The organism is Hymenobacter elongatus, assembly GCF_004745955.1.
Classification (GTDB): domain Bacteria; phylum Bacteroidota; class Bacteroidia; order Cytophagales; family Hymenobacteraceae; genus Hymenobacter; species Hymenobacter elongatus.
This window is the reverse complement of sequence record NZ_SRLD01000046.1, coordinates 1-22,064: the sequence shown is the minus strand read 5'-3', so window position 1 is coordinate 22,064 and position 22,064 is coordinate 1. Positions and strand designations below refer to the sequence as shown.

Here is a 22,064-nt window from a genome sequence, read left to right as displayed (position 1 = left end):
GGGACTTCCCCGCACAAAAACCGAACGTAGCTGCAGGCTGACCACGGACTGGAGCCTCGTTTATAAGCAAGGATTTGCGCCGGTTTGGCGGCGAAATACGCTGATTTTTCGGGCTGTTTTTGCTCAGCGAATAGCGAAGGTAACGGGAAGTGTAAACAACACATCCGCTGGTTCACCATCCAGTCTGCCCGGCGTCCAGCCCTTCAAACTATTCACGACCCGCAAGGCCTCTTCGTCCAGAGGCACCGAGAGCCCCTGCTTTATGCGGGCGCTCGTCACGGCACCCGTCTTATCAATAATAAAATCGACCAGCACCTTGCCCTGAATGCCCTGCCGGATCTGCTGCCGGGGATACCGCGTGCTGGTTTGAATCTGCGTCAGGAGCGTCATCAAGCCGCCCGGATACTCCGGAAACACGACGTAATCGGCGCAGGATACCGGCTTACCATCGGCCGCCAGGCACTCCTGTTTGGTACTGACGCCGTTCTGGTATTGCTCCCGACGACGGGCCGTGCCATCGGCATAAAACGTCAGCAGCCGGCCCTGCCGCTTCCCGGCCGTATAGTCTTCGGTAGCCTGCACTTGCCCACTTTCAAACCAACGCGTCTGGGTGCCCTGCACTTCGCCCTTTCGCAGATTGGCGAAGGGTATTTCCTCGTATTTCTTTCCCGAAGGAAAATACTTTACCACCGTACCGCCTGCCGTACCCGCAGTTCTGATCGTGTCGGGCCGGAACAGCACCCCGGCCCCCAAGCCCAGGTCATCGTTTTTGCCCTGGGCTTTAAAGTAGGCATTCAGGGTCTGGGCTTGGGCCGAAAACGCCACGCCTAACAGACCGGCAACAACACTGAGAACCTTCATAGAAACTATAAAAACAAATACCCCACAATACCCCAAACGACCAGCAACGCGCTTATAACCAGACTACAACGCCGAAAAGCGCGTTAATTTCGGAACGAAGGGCTGCCGACCGGATACTGCCCGCCCCGGTGCCGTAGCGGGGAGGGTTCCGGCGCAGCCTCGGTGATCTTGAATTCGACCGGTATCGTGAACGAGGCGGCAACCGGATTACCATCCAGCTGGCCTGGGGTGAAGCCTGAGAGCTTTTTCACGGCCGTTACGGCCGCGGCGTCCAGGGCTTCGTTCACGCCTTTCAGCACCCGCACATCGGTTACCTGACCGGTTGACGTTACAAGGAAAGCAACGTATACCTTGCCCTGCGCTTGGCTCATCAGCGCACTGGCGGGGTAGCGCACGTTGCTGGCCAGGGCAGCCCGCACCTTTTGCGTTCCGCTGCCCCCAAGCATAGTAGCGCCCTTGAAGCGGGGCATTATCTCGTACTCATAAAAGGGCACTACGCTCCCATCCGGAGCATAGCACATTCCAGTTTGCCGCACATCATCCACGTACGTCTCGCGCCGCTTGACCTTGCCATCCGTATAATACACCACGAACTCGCCGTTGCGCTTAGCCCCCACAAAGTCTTCTTTCGTGTGCGTCTGCCCCGTTTCGTAATAGGTAGTGGCCGGGCCGAGCTTCACCTGGTCCATCACGGCGTAAGGCGTGATTTTTCGGATCTGCCCGGCCGCGTTGTATTCCCGTACCGTGCCCGACAAACTGTCGCGAAACGTTCTTTCTACCCGGCTTGCTGCCCCGTCGGGACCGGGCAGCGTGCTTCCGTTAGCGCCCAGGTAGCTTACGGTGCGAAAGGGATAAGTACGGTCGGCCTGCCCGAGCACCGTGCCCGCAGAACCCAGCAGCAGACCGACTGCAACCAGCAATATTTTCATAATCAACTATTTATAAGACAAATGCTTACAGTACTTCTATTTCTTAACTAATACTTTTACTAATCAACTCTTCCGCCTTGCCAATAGCCGCGCCCAGCCCGGCCGCGTTTTTGCCGCCGGCCGTGGCGAAGAACGGCTGCCCGCCGCCGCCGCCCTGGATTTCCTTGGCCAGCTCGCGCACCAGCGTGGTGGCGTTGAGCTTGCCGGCTTTGGCAATTTCGTCGTCGAGCATCACGGCCAGCTGGGGCTTGCCGTCGATGTCGGCGCCGAGCACCAGCACGAGGTTGTCCACGGACTGGCGCAGCTGGAAGGCCAGGGTTTTCAGGCCGTCGGCAGAGCTCACCTGCACCTGGGCGGCCAGGAAGTTGATGCCGTTCAGGGGCTTGACCTGGGCCACCAGCTGGTCCTTCTGCTGGCTCAGGCTCTGGAGCTCAAACTGCTCGAGCTGCTTGCGCAGGCCGGCGGTTTCCTCGGTCAGCTTCTGAATACCGGGCAGCAGGTGCTGGGGGTTGCCCAGGGCCTCGCGCACCTGGTGCAGCAGGTCGAGCTGCTGGTCCACGTAGGCTTCGGCCGTTTCGCCGGTTACGGCCTCGATGCGGCGCACACCGGCCCCCACGGCACTTTCGGAGGTAATTTTGAAGAAGCCGATTTCGCCGGTGCCGCGCACGTGAATGCCGCCGCAGAGCTCCACGGAATAGTCTTTGTCGAAGGTGATGACGCGCACGAACTCGCCGTACTTCTCGCCGAACAGGGCCATAGCACCCAGGTTTTTAGCCTCGGCAATGGGCACGTTGCGGCGCTCATCGAGCGGAATCTGCTGGCGGATGCGCTGGTTGACCATGCGCTCAATCTCGCGCAGCTGCTCGTCGGTCACCTTGGTGAAGTGCGAAAAGTCGAAGCGCAGCAGCTTGTCGTTCACCAGCGAGCCTTTCTGCTGGACGTGGCTGCCGATGATTTCGCGCAGCGCGGCCTGCAGCAGGTGGGTAGCCGTATGGTTTTTGCGGATCAGCTCGCGCCGGGCGTGGTCAATTTTGGCCGAGAAGTCGGCGTCCAGGTCCAGGGGCAAATCCAGCACGGTGTGCACGATCAGGTCGTTTTCCTTTTTCGTGTCAATCACGCGCACCTTGCTCAGCGGGCTGGTCAGGTAGCCCGTATCACCGATCTGCCCGCCCGACTCGGCGTAGAACGGGGTCTGGTCGAGCACCACCTGGTACTCGGTTTTGCCCTTGGCGGTGGTTTTGCGGTAGCGCAGAATTTTGGCCGGCGCCTCGTCGAGGTCGTAGCCCACGAAAGCGGGCTGCTCGTCGGATTCGGTTACCACGGTCCAGTCGCTCTGCTCGGTTTCCTGGGCGTTACGGCTGCGGCTCTTCTGCTGCTCCAGCTCTTTTTTGAAGCCTTGCTCGTCTACAGAGAAACCTTTCTCTCTGGCGATAAGAGCTGTCAAGTCAAGTGGGAATCCGAAGGTGTCGCTCAATTCAAACGCGGTTTTGCCGTCGATGCGGTTGCCGTTGGCGCGGGCTGCTGCTTCGAGGGCGTCGAGGCGGCGCAGGCCGTTTTCCAGCGTTTTGAGGAAGGCAATTTCCTCCTCTTCCACTACGCGCTGCACAAACTGGGTCTGCTGCTTGAGCTCGGGGAAGATGTCGCGCATCTGCTCGGCCAGCACCGGCACGAGCTTATACAGAAAAGGCTGCTTGAAGCCCAGCGACGAAAACGCGTAGCGCACAGCCCGGCGCAGAATCCGCCGAATCACGTAGCCCGCCTTGACATTCGACGGCAGCTGCCCGTCGGAAATGGCGAAGGAAATCGTGCGGATGTGGTCGGCAATGACGCGGATGGCAATGTCGGTCTTCTCGTTCTCGGTGGCCGGCTGGTCCGTCACCTTGGCCGGGGCCGTGCCGTGGTACCGGATGCCGGCCTCGTTGGCAATGAACTGGATCAGGGGCTGGAAAACGTCGGTGTCGTAGTTCGACTTCACGCCCGACACGGCCATCATCAGCCGCTCGAAGCCCATGCCGGTGTCCACGCTCTGCTCGGGCAGCTTGATGAGCGACTTATCGGCCAGGCGCTGAAACTCCATGAACACGTTGTTCCAGATTTCGACCACCTGCGGGTGGTCGGCATTCACCAGCTCGCGGCCGGGCGTGGCGGCCCGCTCCTCGTCGGAGCGCAGGTCGATGTGGATTTCGGTGCACGGACCGCAGGGGCCGGTGTCGCCCATCTCCCAGAAGTTGTCCTTCTTGTTGCCGGGCAGAATCCGGTCGTCGGTGGTGTACTGCCGCCAGAGGTTCTGGGTTTCTGTGTCGGGGCCGGTGTTGTCGGCCTTATCACCCTCGAAATAGGTAACGTAGAGGCGGTCCTTTTCCAGCTTAAACACGTCGGTGAGCAGTTCCCAGGCCCAGGCAATGGCGTCGGTCTTGAAGTAGTCGCCAAACGACCAGTTGCCCAGCATCTCGAACATGGTGTGGTGGTAGGTGTCGTAGCCGACTTCCTCCAAGTCGTTGTGCTTGCCGCTCACCCGCAGGCACTTCTGGGTGTCGGCAATGCGCTTGTAGGGCGCGGGCTTGTTGCCCAGGAAGTAGTCCTTGAACGGGGCCATGCCCGAGTTGATGAACAGCAGCGTCGGGTCGTCCTTCACCACGATGGGCGCCGAGGGCACGATGTGGTGGCCCTTGGAGGCGAAGAAGTCGAGGAACTGCTGGCGGACGTGGCTGGCGGTAGGAAGGGACATAAGCAGTACCGCGAAGTTTCACTTCGCGAGTCGTAAGGTTCGGAGGAAGCCGGCCCGCCGGAATTGGCGGCGGCCGGGATTTTGGCTACTTTTCGCCTTTCGGGCAGAAAGGCGCTTCCGGCAAAGTTAGCCGACTAAGCCGGAAAGCGAAATTGCCACTGCGAGGCCCGCTTTTTTTCGTTGGTCATTCCGAGCTTGCCGAGGAATCTCGCGTGGCGTCGTCTGATTACTAATCCAACGTCAGCCCGCGAGATGCTTCGCCTTCGCAGACGCCAGATGAAGCACGACGTTCTTTTTGCCCTGAATAGCCCCGAACAACCCCTACCCCATGCCCTACAAAGACCGCGAAATCGAAAAGCAGTACTTCACCATCGGCGAGGTGGCGGCCCAGTTCAACGTAGCCCCGTCGCTGATCCGGTTCTGGGAAACCGAGTTTGAAGAGCTGCGCCCGCGCAAAAGCAAGAAGGGCAACCGCCTCTACACGCCCCAGGACATCGATATTTTCCGCACCATCTACCACCTGGTGAAGGAGCGCGGCTTCACCATCCCGGGAGCCCGCGACCTGCTCAAGCAGAAAGGCCCCCAGCTCAAGGAGAAAATCGACGTGATTCAGAGCCTGGAAAAGGTGCGCGGCTTTCTGGTGACCATGAAAAAGGAGCTGGACGCCATTGGTAAGGCGCAGGGGTAGCAGGCGTTGCTAGTGGTGCTGACCTACTGCCGCACTTCCGAACGCTATTGCAAACCCGATTTTCCACGGCTACTAGTGCCGAGCACGGCAAGCATGATGAGTTTGTAGTGCAGTTTCCGGGGCACAATCATATGTTTATTGAACACTACGGTCGTGACCTTGCTTCCATTGGCTGGGATGACGACGAAGTTGCCTTCATCAGGTCTGTTCTGCCCACTGCGCAACACGTTTACAGCATTGGCTACCACGGAATAGAGTTTGCCAAACAAGCTAGTATCAGCCTTGGCCGACTCTCCTAAAATGGTGGTCGACAACGATTGTGGCACGCTGCTGATGGGCACTGACTTAGTGGAAAAAATATTGACGAAATCTGGCTCGCACTGGTTTAACGATTTATAAACAAGGCGTCCGAGTTATACCATTCTACAATGCCCATTTCTACCAACGAACTCCTCTTCCACGAAGTCGCCCTCACGCTATTCCCCGGCATCGGGCCGCAGCTGACGCGGCAGCTGATGAGCTACGGGGGCTCGGCCAAAAACGTGCTGATGCTGCCGCCGGGCAAGCTGCGCAAGATTCCCGGCGTGGGCCCCACCACAATAGCCACGCTCACGGGTGGCGACCGGAGCACGGCGCTGAAGAAGGCCGAGGATACGCTGCGCACGGCCGAAAAAGACGGCGTGCAGCTCCTTTTCTACACCAGCCGGCAGTATCCCAAGCGGCTCAAAACCATTCCCGATGCACCCACCCTGCTCTATTACCAGGGCACAGCCGACCTGAACCAGGAAAAAACCGTGGCCATCGTCGGCACGCGCCAGGCCACCGACTACGGCCGCGACCAAACGGAACGCCTCGTGCAGGGATTTGCGGCCCACCGTCCGTTGGTTATCAGCGGCCTGGCCTATGGCATTGATATCACGGCCCACCGTGCCGCCCTGCACGCGGGCCTGGAAACCGTGGGCGTCATGGCTACCGGCCTCGATGTTATTTATCCCCACGCTCACCGCAAAACGGCCGAGAAAATGCTTACCCAAGGCGGGCTCCTCACCGAGTTTGCCTTCGGCACCCAGCCCGACCGCTACAACTTCCCGGCCCGGAACCGCATCATTGCCGGGCTTTCCGACGGCACGGTGGTCGTGGAAGCCGCGAAGAAAGGGGGCGCGTTGATAACGGCCGAAATTGCCTTGAGCTATAACAAAGACGTGCTGGCCGTGCCCGGCAATCTGGGCTCCCTGGCGTCGGAGGGCTGCAACAACCTGATTAAAGCCAATAAAGCGGCCTTATACGCCGAGCCCGCCGACCTGGAGCAGCTGCTGAACTGGGACGCGGCACTGCACCAAAACGGCAAATTCAAGCCCGCGCCGGTCTACGACCCCGCCGATTTCACACCCGAAGAGTTTCAGCTGCTCGAAGTGCTGATGGCCAGCAAGGAAGAGCAGATGGACAACCTGAGCTGGAAAACCCAACTGCCGGTCAACAAAGTAGCCGCGCTGCTGCTGGGCCTGGAGTTTCGGGGCGTGGTGAAGGCATTACCGGGCAAGAAGTTCGTGCTGAATTGAACTGGCAGCGGCTTGAGGCTGCATATATTAGGTGCGCTAGCTAGCGCATAGTGGGTTGCCCTGCCCCGGTAACCACTGGCCAGCGGAGGTCTGGTCTATTCACCGTATCGTTATCCACTGGGCGCAGCGGGTGTGCACGTAGCAGCACTGCGCCGTATGGAGGTGCGACAGGAAGCCCGGCGCTGAAAAAAACACAACACGCTCCGCTGGGTGGCTCGGGCTTTCGGGCGTGAAAAACCTCTTTTCAACGCTACCTTGCAGGCTATGCTTCTGCTGAACAACCACCTGCTGCCCACGGCTACCCTACCCCTGCCCAACCGTGGCCTGGCCTTTGGCGACGGTTTTTTCGAAACGCTGATTTATGAAGAAAGCCGCCTGCGCTACCGCACCCACCACGCGGCCCGCATGCAGCAAGCCGCCGCCGCGCTCTACCTCACCCTGCCGGCAGCACTCGCAACCGCCGAGGCGCTGGAACGCACGCTACGCCGTTTGGCCGAAGCAAATAGCCTGCCTGCGGCCCGGCTGCGCGTGCAGCTGTGGCGGGCGGGTGGCGGGCGCTATGCCCCCGTCACCGATGCCACGGAGTGGCTAGCTACCGCCGAACCATTTCAGGCCGACAACACACCGCTGCAACACGTGGATTTCGCGCTGCAAACGTATAGCCTGCCCTCACCGCTGAGCTTTTGCAAGGGCCCGCAGGCGTGGCTCTACGTGCGGGCTGCCCACGAGCGGCAGCAGCGCGGGCTCGATGAAATTATCCTTTGCGACGCAGCCGGCCACGTGGCGGAAGCGGGAGCAGCCGCTATTTTCTGGATTAAAGAAGGGATTTTGTGTACTCCCGCGCTGGAAACGGGGTGCGTGGCCGGCGTTCATCGGGCCCACCTGCTGCACTTGGCACAACAGCACCAGATTCGTTGCGCGGAAGGCCGGTTCACAACCGAAGATATCTTGGGAGCAGAGGTAGTCTTTACTGCTAATGTCGCCTCGCTACGCTCCGTTGAGCGCCTGGGTAAGGTGCAATTCCCAACTCAGCACCCACTGCTAACACAACTGCTCGCTTATGAGCCCGTGTTTTAGCGGCTCGGAGCCAAGCTACGACACCGGAGCCGCAGCCAGCCTTCCTCAAACTCGGTGAGGTCGGATTCCGTGACGTTGTTGATGCGCAGGATTTCGGTGCGGTCTTGCTCACAGCCTTCCAGGGCGTAAAGGGCAATCCACGCACGGTGCTTGCGAGGCAAGGCAGAAGATTTCAAGGTGGTCACTGAGGTACTAAACACTGAAAATGAAGAGGAATGGGCAACCGAAGCACGTTATACGCAAGTTATGCCTTTTGGATTTTATAAGTACGATTGAATTTTATACGCAACGGTAACTCAACAGTAAAATACGCTTCTTGTTAGAAACCTACAAAATAAATATCCAGTTCCTTACTAGGCTAGCAGGTTTATTTTTATTGCACTGAAACTATAATAAGCCACAGCATGCGCGTAAAGGCTTCTTTTTCAGAATCATATAGCACAATTTCATGACCCGAACCAATCAGTACCTACTTGGTGGTTCTTAAAAATATCTAACTCTGAACCTGACGGCTAGGAATAACCGATAATCTACCCAACTCCATCATTCACAAACCATTACACGGCCACTGGAGCCTTAATAGCAGGCCAGGGGTCATAATTTTCCAGCGTGAAGTCTTCGTACCGGAAGCCGAAAATATCCTGCACCGCCGGGTTCAGCCGCATCTGCGGCAGGGGTCGCAGCTCCCGGGTGAGCTGGAGCCGGGCCTGCTCCAGATGATTGGAGTACAGGTGCGTGTCGCCGCCGGTCCAGATGAACTCGCCGGGCCGCAGCCCCGTAACCTGGGCCACCATGAGCGTGAGCAGAGCGTAACTGGCAATATTGAAAGGCACGCCCAGAAATACGTCGGCCGAGCGCTGGTAGAGCTGGCAGCTGAGCTTGCCGTCGGCGACGTAGAACTGGAACAGGGCGTGGCAGGGCATCAGGTGCATCTGGTCCAGCTCGGCCACGTTCCAGGCCGATACGAGGATGCGGCGCGAGTCGGGCGTGGTTTTCAGCTGCCGGATCACTTCGGCCATCTGGTCGATGTGGGTGCCGTCGGGGCGAGGCCAGCTGCGCCACTGCTTGCCATACACGGGGCCCAGCTCGCCATTGGCATCGGCCCACTCGTCCCATATTTTTACGCCGTTTTCCTGGAGGTAGCGCACGTTGGTATCGCCCTGCAAAAACCAGAGCAACTCGTGGATGATGCTCTTGAGGTGAACTTTCTTGGTGGTGACCAGCGGGAAGCCCTGCGCCAGGTCAAACCGCAGCTGGTGGCCGAAAATGCTGAGCGTGCCGGTACCGGTGCGGTCGGTTTTCTGGGTTCCGTGGTCGAGAATGTGCTTGACGAGGTCGAGGTACTGGCGCATGCGGCGGGGCTGAAAGGTCGGATGGCAAAGGTAGCAAGCTGGCCTACGCAGGCAAGGTGGCCCGGGAAAAGCCGGGCGCTGGTGGCCGCTTTTCGGGGGCTGCCGGGTACCGAAGTACCGGTTGGCCGCCGTATCTTTGCTTTATGAATCCCCCACTTTTTCATCCTGGCCAGCCCATCGTCTGCTCCAACGACGACTTCACCGTGCTGCTGGCCCAAAATCCGGCCATCCAGACGCCCAAGCGCGGCCCGATCTACGTGGTGCGCGGCCTGTTCGATACGCCCCGCGGCTTCGGCCTGACGGTGGTGGAAATCAACAACGCCGGCGTGGCCCCGGGCTTTCCGGAGGCCAACTTCCACGAAAGCCGCTTCGCTGCCGTCCCCGACGTGGAGGAGCTGAGTCTGGCCGAGCTGCTGGAGGAAAGCGTGACGGCCTAGGAGTAAAACAGGTAGTAGCCCCCTACAAAAAACCCCATCCAGGAACCTGGATGGGGTTTTCTTTATGCTTCAACTACTTTGGTTTCGTGTCGTTGCACGGCCGCTCTGATCCGGGAAGCCATACCGTAGAGGTCATCCAACGAATTTATATCCACTCTTTCACCGCCTTCCGCATCAAATAGAGTCACATACTTTTTGCTGCCATTGAAGTGCAGTCGACAGATCGGCTTGCGGTTGTTATCGTCGAGCAAAATACCGCAGTACGACTGCACATCCCGCATGACTACCCGGTTGACGGCTACAGTCTTGCGCAGGATTGCCCGCACAATCATGAAGCCCTCGGTTTCCTCTACCGTGGTATCAATATCCTTTTCCCTGGATTCCACGTCAACGCTGGCGGCCTGATCAGCCACCGGAATCAGGGGCAGGTCAGCTACCAGGGGCCCCTGGCCGCTGGTATCGACCAGTGCCGACCGCAGCCGCATGGTTATTTTATCGTTCAGAAACTGCTGGAACGACCGATGCACCAGGATACTGAACTGCTCCTTCAGCTTCGGCGTCAGCACACCATCGTAAATCTGCTTGGATACAAAATGAATGAAGTCGGCCGAAGGCTGCGTGAACTGCTCGTCGAAATACTTCTTGAAAGCCCGCATATACTTCAGGTTGTACGCGGCAAAAAGCATGTCGTCAATATTGAAGGCGGCTTTGCTCAGCTTCTTAATTTCGGCAACATCATTTTCATGAAAGTTGAACAGGTCAAACTCCATAAAGGGACGCTCATCCATTTTATTGGGCTGCTCCAGATCAGTGAACAGCTTATAGGTAACCCCGTTGGTCAGCACCGCAATACGTGCTTCCGTAACGTGGAAATAGCGAAACAGCTGACTGGCATGATTGATATTCAGCTCACTGCCAACGTGTTTGCATTCAATCAGGATAATAGGCTTGCCATCCCGCACAATAGCGTAGTCGATTTTCTCGCCCTTCTTCGTGCCGATATCACAGATGAATTCCGGCACTACTTCCGTGGGGTCAAACACGTTGTAGCCGAGAACATTACTAAACGGCATGACCAGCGCGTTCTTGGTAGCTTCCTCGGTCTGAATGTGGGAAATCTGCGTTTTGCGCCCGCGACGCCAGGTTACTGAGTTAATCAATAAGGTCCATATTTCTATTAAAGATTATCACAATGGCCTTAAATGTAGGATTCTATTCGCAACTACCAACGCTGTAAAAAGCAGATGCCCCAACCTTACGGCCAGGGCATCTGCTTGAAAATAAGCTATTCTTTTGCCTACAGCGACTTGGTTGCCGGAGCGGCGGGCAGCGTCTCGGCGGGTTTCACCGAGGCCGTTTTGCCGCCTTTCTTCATGCAGCAGCTGGCGCTGCTTTTCTCGGCCATGGAGCACGACTTGGCGGCTTTCTTACCTTTTTTATCGTCTTTGCCGTCGTTGGCGGCGGCGGTTCCTACAAATGCAAACAGGGCCAAAGCCAGCAATGCGTTTTTCATGGGGTTGAAATCAGGGAGGTGAAGGAAACAAAAGCCGGCGGGGTATGGTTGGCATCCCGAAGTCGGCCAGCCGGTTCCCGCTGCCTCTAAAGTACGAAAGCAGCGCGAAAGTTCAGCCGCCGGCCGGCGCCGTTTTTCTCCTCCCCCGAACCCTGATTCGGGCTTATTCCGCGCATGACGATTCGTAAAGCCAGTTACCTCACCCTGATCCTGCTGGCCCTGCTGTCGGCCGTGAGCGGGTATTTCGTGGCCCAGCTGCGCTTCAACTACGATTTCAACGACTTCTACCCCGCCGGCGACCCCGACCTGGACTACTACCAGCAGTACTCGGCCCGCTTCGGCAACGACAACGACTACGTGCTGCTGGGCCTGGAAGCCGCGCCGGGCCACACGGTGTTCGAGCCCGGGTTCCTGACCCGGGTCGATTCGCTGACGCGCTTTATTCAGGGCCGGCCCCACGTGGTGCACGTCACTTCGCCCACCAACGCCACCAACCCGGTGGTGGAGGGTTTCGGGGTGTTCAACGTGCCCTACCTGCACCCCGCCGAGCCCGCGCGCCGGGCCGCCGATTCGGCGCTGGTGTACCGCACGCCGGGACTGGTGGGCAACCTTATTGCCCGTGATGCCCGCGCCGTCACCATCCTGTTTCAGACTTCGCCCAACATCACCAAGCCGCCCGGCGACTCGCTGCTGAGTGCCGTGCGCACCGAGCTGGCCCGCCAGGGCTTCGCGCCCGACACCTACCACCTGGCCGGCAAGCTGGTGGCCCAGTCCATCTTCGTCGACCGGCTGCAGTGGGAGCTGGTGGTGTTCATGTCGCTGTCGGTGCTGCTGGTTACGGGGCTGCTGTGGCTTACGTTCCGGACCTGGTGGGGCGTGGTGCTGCCGCTGGTGGTGGTGCTGGGGGCCATTCTGTGGGGACTGGGGCTGATGAGCGCCTGCGGGGTGAGTATCGATCTGATGACGGCCCTGCTGCCGATTATGCTGTTCGTGGTGGGCATGTCCGACACCATCCACATCATCACCCGCTACAACACGGAGCTGGGCTACGGCACGGCCAAAAAGCAGGCGCTACTGATTACGCTCAAGGAATCCGGGTTCGGCTCGGGGCTGTCGGCGCTGACGACCAGCATCGGCTTTTTCACCCTGATGACCAGCTCCATCCGGCCGATTTACAACTTCGGGCTCTTCACCGGCATTGCCGTGCTGCTCACCTTCGCGCTGTCGTTTACGCTGCTGCCGGCCATGCTCATGCTGCTGCGTAAGCCCGAGCTGCGCATTCCACGGGCCGAGGGCCACAGCTGGGATGGGGTGCTGGGCCGCATGTTCCGGGTGGTGCTGGCCCGGCGGCGGCTGGTGGTGGGCCTGTCGGCCATGATCCTGATCGGCTCGGTGGCCTCGGCCTCGCGCATCCGCATCAACTCGGCTTTGCTCGACGACCTGTCCAAAAACGACCCGGTGAAGCTGGATTTCGGCTTTTTCGAGAAGAACTTTGCCGGCGTGCGGCCCTTCGAGCTGGCCCTGCAGCCCGCGGTTGGTCGTACCATCTACGACCTGCAGGTACTGCGCGAAACGGAGGAAATCGAGGGCTACCTGCAAAAAACCTACGGCCTGAACTTCGTGGCCTCGCCCGTCACGCTCATCAAATCGGTGCGCAAGGCCCTGAACGGCGGGCTGCTGGCCGAATACCGGCTGCCCGGCTCGGAAGCCGAGCTGGCCCAGTTGGTGCGGCGCGTGAAGCTGTTCCGCAACAAGCCCGAGTTCCGGGCCCTGGTGCTACCCGACGCCTCCGCCGGCCGCCTCACCGGCCGCATGCCCGACGTGGGCAGCATCCGCGCCGACGCGCTGAACGTGGATCTGCGCCGCTTCCTGCGCCAACACACCGACCCGCAGGTGCTCCAGACCCGCCTCACCGGCTCGGCCAACCTGATCGACAAAAATAACGAAAACCTCACCCTGAACATGATTACGGGCATGAGCATCGACATCGTGATGGTCACGCTCATCGTGCTGTTCCTGTTCCGCAGCCTGCGCATGACGGTGGTGGTGCTCATTCCCAACCTGGTACCCATCCTGGTTGTGGCGGGCGTGATGGGGTTGGCGGGCGTGAGCATGAAGGTGAGCACCAGCATCATTTTCACCATCGCCTTCGGCATTGCCGTCGATGATACCATTCACTTTATCAGCAAGCTCAAGCTCACGCTGCTCCAGGAGCCGAGCCTGTTCAAAGCCGTGCGCAAAACCTACCTGATGGCCGGCAAAGCGGTGGTCGTGACTTCGCTGATTCTGGTCGGGGGCTTCAGCACGCTCATCTTCTCCTCCTTCGACGGCACGTTCTACGTGGGCCTGCTCATCGGCCTCACCCTGCTATTCGGCGTAGTGGCCGAGCTGACGCTGCTGCCCATTCTGATCCTGTACTTCTACAAGCATAAGCCCAAGGAAATCCGCCAGCCGGTGCCGGTGCTAAGGGGGTAAAAGGAGCTACCAGAGGCAGCGGCATGGTTTTTATTGCGTAAGATTGGGCGGTTGTTTTCGCCTCCTTATCCTAGCTGTAGTTACTATGCCGCATGTATTTCGTTGGCTGGCCCTGCTTGGGCTACTGGCCCTTTCCAGTGTGCCGGGGCAGGCGCAGCAGATACCAGCCACCATTTTATCGGCCTACCGGCCGATGCCGGTGCAATACGGCGGCCTGGGCCGGGGCCTGTCTTTCGACCAGTTCCGGCTGCTGACGCTGCACCGCAATGGCGACTGGCTCACCACGCTTCCCGATGGCGTACCGCTGCCGCCCATTGTGCTGTTTTACCAAACCAGCAGCAAGCAGAAGCTGCGTTTCGTGCTGGAAGACAAAGCCCACGGCCAGCAGGCCCAGGTGTTTACCCTGGCCAACCTCACGCTCAGCGGCAATGCCCTGGGCAATCTGGACCGTATTCTGTTTCCCAGCCGGGATTCGCTCCGGCCCAAAAACAACAACTCCGATGTTTTCCTGGGTGCCATCTCGGTGGTCGGCCAGGCTCCCACGGAACCGGTCTGGCAGTTTGCGGTCGAAAATGCGCAGCAGATTGTTGCGGCGCCCCTGCGTGGCACCGTCAGCAATGGCAAGCAGATCATTCAGTTTTCCGAGGTCATCGACGACGCGCTCAGCTACGCCGACCAGGGCGGCATGGCCGCCGCGCTGCTGGCGGCCCAGGTCCACCACGGCTTCATCTTCACCTACCAGGGCAAAGCTATTGCCGCCCTGGCGCTGCCGGACCTGAGTCGCCGTGCGCGCTCCATCTACTGGGTGCGCAAAGACCTCGATCCGGCTTTGCAGTTGGTGGTGGCCAGCATGAGCACCACGCTGCTGCTGCGGCCCGATTTGAAATAAATCCGTTTTTTCCGCCCGATTTCTGTCCTCCTCATGCGGAAGATTTTCCTTGCCCTGCCCCTGCTGCTGGTTGGCTGCGCCACGCCGGCCTACCTTCCCCGCACCTCGGCCAACCCTTTCGGGGGAGCAGCCGGCACCCAGCTGAGCGTGCCCATCAGCAAGCTCGGCCCCGGCCGCAAACCCGTCCTCGGCCCCTACCAGGTGACGGACGTACACCGCGGCTGGCGCAGCACCCGCACCCGCGACCAGGGCCCGCTGCGCGCTGGTACTACCGGCTCGCCCGTGCTCGACGTGCTCGACCTGCCCTACGCCCAGCAGCTGAGCACCGAGGACAGCAAGATGGAATTTCAATTCGGCACCAGCAGCCCCGGTGGCCCGGGGCAGTCAGCGGCCGTGTACTGCGGCCGGCAGAGCGTTACGCAGTCGGTGGTAGCGAAAGGGCTGCTGCTGGGCCAGCTGGACCCGGAGCTGCGCAGCCGCACCACCGAAACCTTCAACGCCCTGATCGTAGGGCCCAAACTGGGGCAGACCAACGTCTGGAATCTGCTGCTGACTACTACCAACCGGACCGGCTTCGAGTCCGACAACCCGACCCCCGTCATCGGGCTCGTCGGCGACGCCGACCAGGTGCTGCTGCGCATCCGGCTGGTGGCGCGCACGCCGCTCCCGGCTTCCGCGGGCAGGTTTGCTCAGCTGGCGCAACCCCTGGCCGGTCCCGGGGGCGTCGAAATTGTGCACGAGGGTCAGCGCATCGCCTACCTCGACTACGAAACCATTTCGCCCGACCATGCCCTCAAGGTCTGGATTCGGGATGGCCTGGCGCCGGAGCTGCGCTTTCTCACCACGACCACGGTGGCTACGCTGCTGATGAAAGAGGGGGATTTGTAGCCTCCTTGCCGCTTTGCCGTATGAAGGCCCTATGAAACTCGCTTTTTCCTGCCTGCTCGTCTTTCTTACCCTGACCGCGCCCGCCCAGACGCCCGCCCAGTCTGCCCAGCCCGACCCGCTGACGCCGCTGATTCAGGAGCGCAGCCGGATGGTGCAGGCCTACGAAGACGCCAACGCCCAGCGCAACAGCCTCTTTGGCAACAAGGCTTCCAAAAAGGATTTGCAGGAAGTGGTAGACGTGCTCAAGGCCATCATCCGCAAGGACACCGAAATCGTGCAGGCCATTAAGGAAGCTTCCATTCGCCGCACAGCCAGCATCGTGGCCGAGAAAACCCAGGCCGAGCGCCAGATTACCGTGGCCCAGGGCGACCAGTCGGTGACCAAAGAACGGTTCTACGACCTGGAAAACCAGATTCAGAACCTCCAGACGCGCGACAAGCAGCGCGAGAAGAAGCTGGCCGATGCCCAGGCCACGGCCCAGGAAGCCGCCGAGGCCCGCACCAGCCGGGAGTTGCTGGCCACCGCGCTGGCCGTGCTGTGCGCAGGTTTGCTGTGGTATATTTACAAGTTGCGCGGTCAAGCCCAACCGGTGCGGCGCGTCGTGCGGCGGTAAAACGCTGCTGCTGCTATTTTCTTCGGCTGTCATTCTGAGCTGACGAAAAAAAGATGCCCTGGCCAACAGAAAAGTCCACCGCAATGCTCATTCCCGCCGCTACTTATCTGACCTACGCGGAGGCGGTGACCTTGTATAATGACTTATTGGCGGCCGACATCAACTCCCTGGTCAAAACCTGCGGTCCGCCTTCCTTTCCGTTCGGCGACGGTATCTGGTACCAGCTCCTCATCGAGGAAGAAGATGCCGACGCAGCCCGCGCCAGTGTGGAGGACTTTGAGGCCCGGCGCGCTACGGTGCGCGTGGTGCGCTGCCCCCGCTGCCACAGCCCCGACACGATGCCGGTGGCGCGGCCGGGGCTATGGCAGCGGCTGTTTTATGCGGGCACTACCCTACACCAGTGCGCGGGCTGCGAGCGGCACTTCCCGGCTTAGTACCTTTACCCTATCCTATGGAAAACACCTTCCCTTTCAAGATTTATCCGATTCCGGAGCATCTGCGCATCGACGACGCGCAATTTGGCATTACGGCCAACGTGGAGTCGGACCCGGAGCTGGAAGGCCACTTCTACCTGTTCGAGAACTACGGCTTCGGCGGCAGCGGACAGTCGTGGGAGGAACATATCACTACCATTCTGGAAGAAGAGCAGCCCGACTTGCTGGAGCATATTACCGGCTACTCTACTGCGGCCCGCCTGTTGTTCTACGCCGATTCGCAGGAAGCCGTAAACGACTTCATGCGCCTCATCGGCCCCATCTTCGCCGATTTGGGCAGCCTGAACAAATACTTCAGCCAGACGGATTCGAGCGACTTTTTCGAGTAGAGTACCTGGCTTATAAGGTCATGCTTGATCTGGTGTCCGCTTGTCGAAGCACCTCCATTGCAATGGTAATCAGAGCGGGTTTAGGCTTCTCTAGATGTAGGGTGAGGCCCTAAAAAGCCCAAACCCGCTTGCCCCTAGTCGTACACCTGTTTTATTATTTTCACGTGTACGACAAAATAGTAGTACACGTGAAAATAATAAAACAGGTGTACGACTCTCCGTTGCCTCGCGCCAGATATCTTCCGCTATGCGCACTCCCACTTCGTATTCTGATACCGACGCGGCCGTGGTCCGGCGGCATTTTGCCCTCACCCAGGCCGAGCTGGCCCGCTGGCTCCAGGTAAGCGCCCGCCAGGTAGAAGCCGTGGAAGCGAGCCGCCGTCAGTTTTCTCCCGCCGTGAGCCGCCGCCTCAGCCAGCTACAGGATTTACTGCGGGCCCCCGGCCTGTCCGCGCCCGAGACTCTGCCCGTTCCGCCACCCCCGCTGCCAGCCTACCAGGCCACCCACGACGCCCAGGTACTGCGCCGCCGGCTTCGGCGCTGCCAGCACTTGGCCTACCAGCTGCAGTACCAGCTCGAAACCCTGGCCCTGCAGGATACGGCCCTGCTGCGCCGCCGCCAGGGCCTGGCCGCCCTGCGCCAGGCCCTGGCCACGCCCGGTGCCATGTTCGACCCCGTCGTTGACCCCACCGAAGCCGAGGTCTGGCTGACGCACCTCGAAGCCAATACCGCCGCCGTGCTCCGCCCCGGCCCGCTGGCCCGTGCCCACCTGGTGTTGCGCCACCGCCTGCTGCTGGAAGAAGCCCAGGAGCTGACGCGGCTGCTGGGGATGGAAGAGTCGGGCGTTTCTAGCTGAAGTGTTCTTCCCTATCTGGTAAGTTTCCTATCTTTATACAATCATGCGCATCATTGCCAAGGCTCCTTTGCGGGAATTCTGGGAACAGTATCCAGCGGCGGCCCTGCCGTTGCAGGTATGGTATAAAGACACTTCTCAGGCCGTCTGGCATACCCCGAACGACGTAAAAGCGCAGCACGGCAACGCCAGCATCGTAGGCAACAACCGGGTGGTGTTCAACATCAAGGGCAATGATTTCCGGCTGGTGGTTGCTATTAACTACGCGGCCGGCATCGTCTTCATCCGCTTCATCGGCACCCACGCACACTACGACAAAATAAACGCCGCCACCCTATGAACGCCATCAAGCCCATTCGCACCGAAGCCGATTACCAACAGGCGCTGACCCGCATCGAAAGCATCTTCGAGGCTACCCCCGGCACGGCGGAGTTCGACGAGCTGGATGTGCTGACCACGCTGGTGCAGGCCTATGATGCCGTGCACCACCCCGTACCGGAGCCCGACCCTATCGAGTACATCAAGTACAAAATGCAGGAACAGGGCCTGCGCCAGCGCGACCTGGCCGAGTGGCTGGGCGGCGAAAGCCGGGTGAGCGAAATCCTGAACCGCAAGCGCAAGCTCACGGCCAAGATGATGAAGGCCCTGCACGATAATCTGGGAATTTCGGCGGAAGTGCTGCTAGCTGGGGCGTAGTTTTAATTTACCCTTTCGGAAACGTTGCTTATGAGCAGTCAAGCGCCAACCCGTCAAATAATCTACGTCTATAATGGCGTAGAAACAATTATCACCGAGAAATGCAAATGGGTTAATCCAGATGGAAAAACAACGAAGCAGGTTCTACTAGAAATTGGAAACGAGATATACAAAAGTCAACATAAGAAAGAGGATGTCGATGATTTGTTGAACCAAGCATCAGCCATTTTGTGGCGAGAGTTTCAAGACGATAATCATCCGCTCTATAGTTTTATCCAAGCACAACTCAAGGGCCTGGGAGAATATAGTAAGCAAAGGTCCCAAATCAAGAAAGACTACTTGTTGAAGGATATAGCTAAGGAAAGCCGTTTCCGCATTGAACATTACTTCGAAAGGGGCGACAAGTAATTCTCCCCGACCTTCGGCCACCAATCTGCCGTTTCCGTTGTTACCAACGGACTTAATTAACGCCTACCCTCTTGTCTGAACAACCGACCTTTACCGACCCTTACGCGCTGGAAAAAGAGCTGCGCAAGGTGCAGGCCCTACTGAAACTGGAGCAGCAGGAAGACCTGGAGCAGTTTAAACTCAAGAATGCCAAAGCCACCATTGCCGAGCGTCAGCAGCGCGGCCTGACGTGGTACCCGGTCAAAATCATTAAGGAGGAAATCGGCTTCGGCGGCAAGCTGGTGCTCGAAATTGAGCGCCCGCTCAGCCAGAACGGCCTGCACTTGTTTCAGGTGGGCAAAAACGCGGCCCTCTTCGGCAATATCCCCAACCGTGCCGGCTCCGACCGCCCCACGCTCAACGGCGTGATTACGGCCGTGAAGCGCAACAAAATTCTGCTCGCGACCACCAAGGAAGACCTTCCCGACTGGGTCGAGGAAGGCAAGCTGGGCGTCGATCTGACCTTTGACGAGGTGAGCTACCGCGAAATGGAGTTTGCCATGGGCAAGGTGATGGGCGCCCACGAAACCCGCCTGGCCGAGCTGCGCGACGTGCTGCTGGGGGCCAGGCCCGCCCGCTTCCGCGACGAGGCCGAGGCTACCTTGTATTACCCCAGCCCCCTGAACAGCTCCCAGCTCTCGGCCGTGCGCCACGTGCTGGCCGCCCAGGATGTAGCCATCATTCACGGCCCGCCCGGCACCGGCAAAACCACCACGCTGGTGCAGGCTATTCTGGAAACCATCCGGCGCGAGCGGCGGGTACTGGTGTGTGCGCCCTCGAATACGGCCGTAGATCTGCTCACCGAAAAGCTGGCCGAGCGCGGCGTGAACGTCATCCGGATGGGCAACCCCTCGCGGGTGTCGGATTTGCTGCTGCACCACACGCTCGACGCCCAGATTATGGAGCACAAGAGCTATGGTGAGCTGAAGAGCATGCGCCAGACGGCCGAGCAGTACCGCGAGCAGGCCGGCAAGTTTAAGCGCCACTTCGGCTGGGAGGAGCGCGAGCAGCGCCGCCTGCTGAAGGAGCAGGCCCACCTCATGCTCCAGGATTCCGACAACCTGGAGCGCTACATCACCGAGGACTTACTGGATAAAGTACAGGTCATCACCTGTACGCTGGTAGGGGCTTCCAACCGCGCCATTCGCCATCTTACCTACGAAACCGTCTTTATCGACGAGGCCGCCCAGGCCCTGGAGCCGGGCTCCTGGATTCCGATTACGAAGGCCAACCGCGTGGTACTGGCCGGCGACCATCAGCAGCTGCCGCCCACGGTGAAAAGCGAAAAGGCGGCCCGCGAAGGTCTGCGCGAAACGCTGTTTGAGAAGTGCATCCGGCGGCAGCCCGAAGCGGCGCGCATGCTGGAAGTGCAGTACCGCATGCACGAGCAGATTATGGCCTTCAGCTCGGCGCAGTTCTACGAAGGCCGCCTGCAGGCCGCGCCCAGCGTGGCCCACGCCGACCTGCCCGACTACGACCTGCGCTTTGCCCCCGACCTGCCCGTGGAGTTTCTGGATACGGCCGGCTTCGGCTTTCAGGAGCTGGGCATTGCCGAAAGCCGCTCTATTGCCAACCCTGAGGAAGCCGACCTGCTGCTGAAGCGTCTTTCGCAGCTGCTGGAGGTATATGACCCCGCCGACCACGAGCAGGACCTGCTCACCATTGGTGTTATTGCCCCCTACCGCGCCCAGATCAATTACCTCAAGGATGCCGTGGAGGATAATGATGAGCTGATGGGCCTGATGGAGCACCGCATGCTGAGCGTGGGCACCGTGGATTCCTTCCAGGGCCAGGAGCGCGACATTATTGCCATCAGCCTCACGCGCAGCAACGCCCAGAGCGAAATCGGCTTCCTTTCCGATATCCGCCGCATGAACGTGGGCATGACCCGCGCCCGCCGCAAGCTGCTCATCGTGGGCGACTCCAGCACGCTCGGCTCCCACCCGTTCTACAAGGCCTTTCTGGACTACGTAGAAAGCATCGGGGCCTACCGCACGGCCTGGGAAATGCAGTAAGTGCCGCGTCCGTCAGGGCTTTTTGCTGTAACGCGAAGTTCCACTGCGCGGGGCGTTGAACGACACGTTGCTGTTCGTTGCCTACGCGTCGTCCAACGCGTCGCGCAGTGGAACTTCGCGTTACAGCTTGCTCAGCGCCCTGCAGAGCGCGAATTGCTGCGCTGCTTGCACTGCCCGACGCGACAAAAACCTTCCCCGCCGCCCGGAGTATCTATAGGCAACCGGCGCACTCAGATGTACGGGGCATTTTCCGTAACTAGCCGCCCCAAACCCATTTTTAACCCAACCCGAATACCTAATCCACCCCGATTATGGCCCAGATCAGCCCCAATAAAGTCGTCACCATCACCTACGATTTGAGCGTGACCGACGAAAGCAACGAGAAAGTGCTCGTCGAATCGGCGGAAGCCGACGCGCCGATGGTGTTCCTGTTTGGCCAGAGCGGCCTGCCCGAAGAGTTTGAAACCCAGCTCGACGGCAAAGCCGCCGGTGACGCCTTCAAATTCTCCCTTACCCCCGAGCAGGCCTACGGCGAATACGACCAGCAAGCCGTGGTCGATATCCCGAAAAACGTGTTCGAAGTGGATGGCCAGCTTGACGAGGAAATGCTGCAGGAAGGCAACTTCCTGCCCATGGCCGACAACCAAGGCAACCACATGCAGGGCAAAGTGCTGGAAATCGGCACCGACACCGTGAAGATGGACTTCAACCACCCCCTGGCCGGCATGGTCATGCACTTCGACGGCCAGGTAGCCGACGTGCGCGAAGCCACCAAAGAAGAAATGGACCACGGCCATGTGCATGGCGAAGGCGGGCACCAGCACTAAGGTGATGTTGTTTTGCTAAGAATAAAAACGGGGCCGCAAGGCCCCGTTTTTTTGCTACTGAAAGTAAGCCTGGTCTCTGCTTTTCACTGGCCTATTGTGTGGGCAACGCATAGGGGCCAACAATTTCAGATTGATTATTTAATAATTGATAATGATTTGAATTTAATATACTTAATACAGTTGAACTACTGCTTAGTCAGGGGAGTTTTTTGAACAAAAAAGCAGATTGGTCGTTGCTTTTGGATGGGAAGACCACTCACGCCATTCGTCCTGTCGTCGACTGACCGCCAGACTATTGAGGCTTTAACCCGCAAAGGCCGCCACGCCGGGCGCACGGTCCAACGCGGGCGGATACTGTTGCGGCTGGCCGACGGGGGCAGCGGCTACACGGTGG

The 22,064-nt window shown here is 59.5% G+C and carries 24 protein-coding genes; 16 read left to right on the top strand and 8 right to left on the bottom strand.

Going from position 1 to position 22,064, the window contains the following annotated elements:
- Window positions 1–123 precede the first annotated feature (123 nt).
- From E5J99_RS18290 to alaS, 3 genes are all read right to left on the bottom strand, one after another.
- Window positions 124–861, bottom strand: a complete 738-nt coding sequence (locus E5J99_RS18290) for an energy transducer TonB (RefSeq protein ID WP_135499264.1) — start codon at window positions 859–861, stop codon at window positions 124–126.
- 83 nt (window positions 862–944) lie between these two features.
- Window positions 945–1,790, bottom strand: coding sequence for an energy transducer TonB (locus E5J99_RS18285; protein WP_135499263.1), 846 nt, complete (start codon window positions 1,788–1,790; stop codon window positions 945–947).
- A 43-nt stretch (window positions 1,791–1,833) separates the two neighbouring features.
- A complete protein-coding gene (alaS, locus tag E5J99_RS18280) occupies window positions 1,834–4,518 on the bottom strand; it encodes an alanine--tRNA ligase (RefSeq protein WP_135499262.1) in 2,685 nt (894 codons plus the stop codon).
- 328 nt (window positions 4,519–4,846) lie between these two features.
- Here alaS and E5J99_RS18275 point away from each other — a divergent pair, with 328 nt between their 5' ends.
- The gene (locus E5J99_RS18275) at window positions 4,847–5,206 is read left to right on the top strand and encodes a MerR family transcriptional regulator (protein WP_135499261.1); all 360 of its coding nucleotides are present in this window, start codon (window positions 4,847–4,849) and stop codon (window positions 5,204–5,206) included.
- 44 nt (window positions 5,207–5,250) lie between these two features.
- On the opposite strand, the gene E5J99_RS18270 is transcribed toward E5J99_RS18275, so the two are convergent.
- Window positions 5,251–5,547, bottom strand: coding sequence for a hypothetical protein (locus tag E5J99_RS18270; RefSeq protein ID WP_135499260.1), 297 nt, complete (start codon window positions 5,545–5,547; stop codon window positions 5,251–5,253).
- Window positions 5,548–5,634: 87 nt separating this feature from the next.
- Here E5J99_RS18270 and dprA point away from each other — a divergent pair, with 87 nt between their 5' ends.
- Together dprA and E5J99_RS18260 are read left to right on the top strand one after the other, a co-directional pair.
- The gene (gene dprA / locus E5J99_RS18265) at window positions 5,635–6,765 is read left to right on the top strand and encodes a DNA-processing protein DprA (RefSeq protein ID WP_210114487.1); all 1,131 of its coding nucleotides are present in this window, start codon (window positions 5,635–5,637) and stop codon (window positions 6,763–6,765) included.
- 264 nt (window positions 6,766–7,029) lie between these two features.
- Window positions 7,030–7,842 carry an aminotransferase class IV gene (locus tag E5J99_RS18260; RefSeq protein ID WP_135499259.1) on the top strand — a complete coding sequence of 271 codons (813 nt, stop codon included), beginning with the start codon at window positions 7,030–7,032 and terminating at the stop codon, window positions 7,840–7,842.
- Here the strand turns inward: E5J99_RS18260 and E5J99_RS18255 are convergent.
- Both E5J99_RS18255 and E5J99_RS18250 read right to left on the bottom strand, forming a co-directional pair.
- On the bottom strand, window positions 7,839–8,018 hold the full coding sequence (locus E5J99_RS18255; protein WP_135499258.1) for a hypothetical protein: 180 nt from the start codon (window positions 8,016–8,018) through the stop codon (window positions 7,839–7,841). The genes E5J99_RS18260 and E5J99_RS18255 overlap by 4 nt on opposite strands.
- A 381-nt stretch (window positions 8,019–8,399) precedes the next feature.
- Entirely contained in the window at window positions 8,400–9,194 is a 795-nt protein-coding gene (locus E5J99_RS18250; protein ID WP_135499257.1) for a thymidylate synthase, read from the bottom strand.
- 143 nt (window positions 9,195–9,337) lie between these two features.
- Here E5J99_RS18250 and E5J99_RS18245 point away from each other — a divergent pair, with 143 nt between their 5' ends.
- Complete coding sequence (locus tag E5J99_RS18245) at window positions 9,338–9,631, top strand: hypothetical protein (RefSeq protein ID WP_135499256.1); 294 nt, start codon at window positions 9,338–9,340, stop codon at window positions 9,629–9,631.
- A gap of 62 nt (window positions 9,632–9,693) precedes the next feature.
- On the opposite strand, the gene E5J99_RS18240 is transcribed toward E5J99_RS18245, so the two are convergent.
- Both E5J99_RS18240 and E5J99_RS18235 read right to left on the bottom strand, forming a co-directional pair.
- Entirely contained in the window at window positions 9,694–10,791 is a 1,098-nt protein-coding gene (locus E5J99_RS18240) for a type I restriction endonuclease (RefSeq protein ID WP_245319087.1), read from the bottom strand.
- A gap of 137 nt (window positions 10,792–10,928) precedes the next feature.
- Window positions 10,929–11,144, bottom strand: coding sequence for a hypothetical protein (locus tag E5J99_RS18235; protein WP_135499255.1), 216 nt, complete (start codon window positions 11,142–11,144; stop codon window positions 10,929–10,931).
- Window positions 11,145–11,318: 174 nt separating this feature from the next.
- Between E5J99_RS18235 and E5J99_RS18230 the strand changes: the two genes are divergently transcribed.
- From E5J99_RS18230 to E5J99_RS18175, 12 genes are all read left to right on the top strand, one after another.
- The gene (locus tag E5J99_RS18230) at window positions 11,319–13,619 is read left to right on the top strand and encodes an efflux RND transporter permease subunit (RefSeq protein ID WP_135499254.1); all 2,301 of its coding nucleotides are present in this window, start codon (window positions 11,319–11,321) and stop codon (window positions 13,617–13,619) included.
- Window positions 13,620–13,704: 85 nt separating this feature from the next.
- Window positions 13,705–14,508, top strand: coding sequence for a hypothetical protein (locus E5J99_RS18225; protein ID WP_135499253.1), 804 nt, complete (start codon window positions 13,705–13,707; stop codon window positions 14,506–14,508).
- Window positions 14,509–14,541: 33 nt separating this feature from the next.
- On the top strand, window positions 14,542–15,396 hold the full coding sequence (locus E5J99_RS18220; protein WP_135499252.1) for a hypothetical protein: 855 nt from the start codon (window positions 14,542–14,544) through the stop codon (window positions 15,394–15,396).
- 31 nt (window positions 15,397–15,427) lie between these two features.
- Window positions 15,428–16,009: a hypothetical protein gene (locus tag E5J99_RS18215; protein WP_135499251.1), complete on the top strand. Its 582-nt coding sequence runs from the start codon at window positions 15,428–15,430 to the stop codon at window positions 16,007–16,009.
- An 83-nt stretch (window positions 16,010–16,092) separates the two neighbouring features.
- On the top strand, window positions 16,093–16,443 hold the full coding sequence (locus tag E5J99_RS18210) for a hypothetical protein (RefSeq protein WP_135499250.1): 351 nt from the start codon (window positions 16,093–16,095) through the stop codon (window positions 16,441–16,443).
- 17 nt (window positions 16,444–16,460) lie between these two features.
- Window positions 16,461–16,832 carry a hypothetical protein gene (locus E5J99_RS18205; protein ID WP_135499249.1) on the top strand — a complete coding sequence of 124 codons (372 nt, stop codon included), beginning with the start codon at window positions 16,461–16,463 and terminating at the stop codon, window positions 16,830–16,832.
- Between the two features lie 247 nt (window positions 16,833–17,079).
- Window positions 17,080–17,688 (top strand): hypothetical protein, encoded by a 609-nt coding sequence (locus E5J99_RS18200; protein ID WP_135499248.1) that lies wholly within the window; start codon window positions 17,080–17,082, stop codon window positions 17,686–17,688.
- 43 nt (window positions 17,689–17,731) lie between these two features.
- Window positions 17,732–18,025, top strand: coding sequence for a type II toxin-antitoxin system HigB family toxin (locus E5J99_RS18195; RefSeq protein WP_135499247.1), 294 nt, complete (start codon window positions 17,732–17,734; stop codon window positions 18,023–18,025).
- A complete protein-coding gene (locus E5J99_RS18190; protein WP_135499246.1) occupies window positions 18,022–18,381 on the top strand; it encodes a helix-turn-helix domain-containing protein in 360 nt (119 codons plus the stop codon). The genes E5J99_RS18195 and E5J99_RS18190 overlap by 4 nt, the downstream gene beginning before the upstream one ends.
- 30 nt (window positions 18,382–18,411) lie before the next feature.
- On the top strand, window positions 18,412–18,789 hold the full coding sequence (locus E5J99_RS18185; protein ID WP_135499245.1) for a hypothetical protein: 378 nt from the start codon (window positions 18,412–18,414) through the stop codon (window positions 18,787–18,789).
- 71 nt (window positions 18,790–18,860) lie between these two features.
- Complete coding sequence (locus tag E5J99_RS18180) at window positions 18,861–20,843, top strand: AAA domain-containing protein (RefSeq protein WP_135499244.1); 1,983 nt, start codon at window positions 18,861–18,863, stop codon at window positions 20,841–20,843.
- Between the two features lie 311 nt (window positions 20,844–21,154).
- Window positions 21,155–21,670 (top strand): FKBP-type peptidyl-prolyl cis-trans isomerase, encoded by a 516-nt coding sequence (locus E5J99_RS18175; protein WP_135499243.1) that lies wholly within the window; start codon window positions 21,155–21,157, stop codon window positions 21,668–21,670.
- Window positions 21,671–22,064 lie beyond the last annotated feature (394 nt).

Bases quoted from the DNA above. Each gene is read 5' to 3' on its own strand.
- E5J99_RS18200 (WP_135499248.1), top strand. From the start codon at position 17,080: ATGCGCACTCCCACTTCGTATTCTGATACCGACGCGGCCGTGGTCCGG.
- E5J99_RS18220 (WP_135499252.1), top strand. From the start codon at position 14,542: ATGCGGAAGATTTTCCTTGCCCTGCCCCTGCTGCTGGTTGGCTGCGCC.
- alaS (WP_135499262.1), bottom strand. From the start codon at position 4,518: ATGTCCCTTCCTACCGCCAGCCACGTCCGCCAGCAGTTCCTCGACTTC.
- E5J99_RS18290 (WP_135499264.1), bottom strand. From the start codon at position 861: ATGAAGGTTCTCAGTGTTGTTGCCGGTCTGTTAGGCGTGGCGTTTTCG.
- E5J99_RS18190 (WP_135499246.1), top strand. From the start codon at position 18,022: ATGAACGCCATCAAGCCCATTCGCACCGAAGCCGATTACCAACAGGCG.
- E5J99_RS18245 (WP_135499256.1), top strand. From the start codon at position 9,338: ATGAATCCCCCACTTTTTCATCCTGGCCAGCCCATCGTCTGCTCCAAC.
- E5J99_RS18185 (WP_135499245.1), top strand. From the start codon at position 18,412: ATGAGCAGTCAAGCGCCAACCCGTCAAATAATCTACGTCTATAATGGC.
- E5J99_RS18250 (WP_135499257.1), bottom strand. From the start codon at position 9,194: ATGCGCCAGTACCTCGACCTCGTCAAGCACATTCTCGACCACGGAACC.
- E5J99_RS18225 (WP_135499253.1), top strand. From the start codon at position 13,705: ATGCCGCATGTATTTCGTTGGCTGGCCCTGCTTGGGCTACTGGCCCTT.
- E5J99_RS18205 (WP_135499249.1), top strand. From the start codon at position 16,461: ATGGAAAACACCTTCCCTTTCAAGATTTATCCGATTCCGGAGCATCTG.
- dprA (WP_210114487.1), top strand. From the start codon at position 5,635: ATGCCCATTTCTACCAACGAACTCCTCTTCCACGAAGTCGCCCTCACG.
- E5J99_RS18235 (WP_135499255.1), bottom strand. From the start codon at position 11,144: ATGAAAAACGCATTGCTGGCTTTGGCCCTGTTTGCATTTGTAGGAACC.
- E5J99_RS18215 (WP_135499251.1), top strand. From the start codon at position 15,428: ATGAAACTCGCTTTTTCCTGCCTGCTCGTCTTTCTTACCCTGACCGCG.
- E5J99_RS18275 (WP_135499261.1), top strand. From the start codon at position 4,847: ATGCCCTACAAAGACCGCGAAATCGAAAAGCAGTACTTCACCATCGGC.
- E5J99_RS18195 (WP_135499247.1), top strand. From the start codon at position 17,732: ATGCGCATCATTGCCAAGGCTCCTTTGCGGGAATTCTGGGAACAGTAT.
- E5J99_RS18260 (WP_135499259.1), top strand. From the start codon at position 7,030: ATGCTTCTGCTGAACAACCACCTGCTGCCCACGGCTACCCTACCCCTG.
- E5J99_RS18210 (WP_135499250.1), top strand. From the start codon at position 16,093: ATGCTCATTCCCGCCGCTACTTATCTGACCTACGCGGAGGCGGTGACC.
- E5J99_RS18175 (WP_135499243.1), top strand. From the start codon at position 21,155: ATGGCCCAGATCAGCCCCAATAAAGTCGTCACCATCACCTACGATTTG.
- E5J99_RS18285 (WP_135499263.1), bottom strand. From the start codon at position 1,790: ATGAAAATATTGCTGGTTGCAGTCGGTCTGCTGCTGGGTTCTGCGGGC.
- E5J99_RS18230 (WP_135499254.1), top strand. From the start codon at position 11,319: ATGACGATTCGTAAAGCCAGTTACCTCACCCTGATCCTGCTGGCCCTG.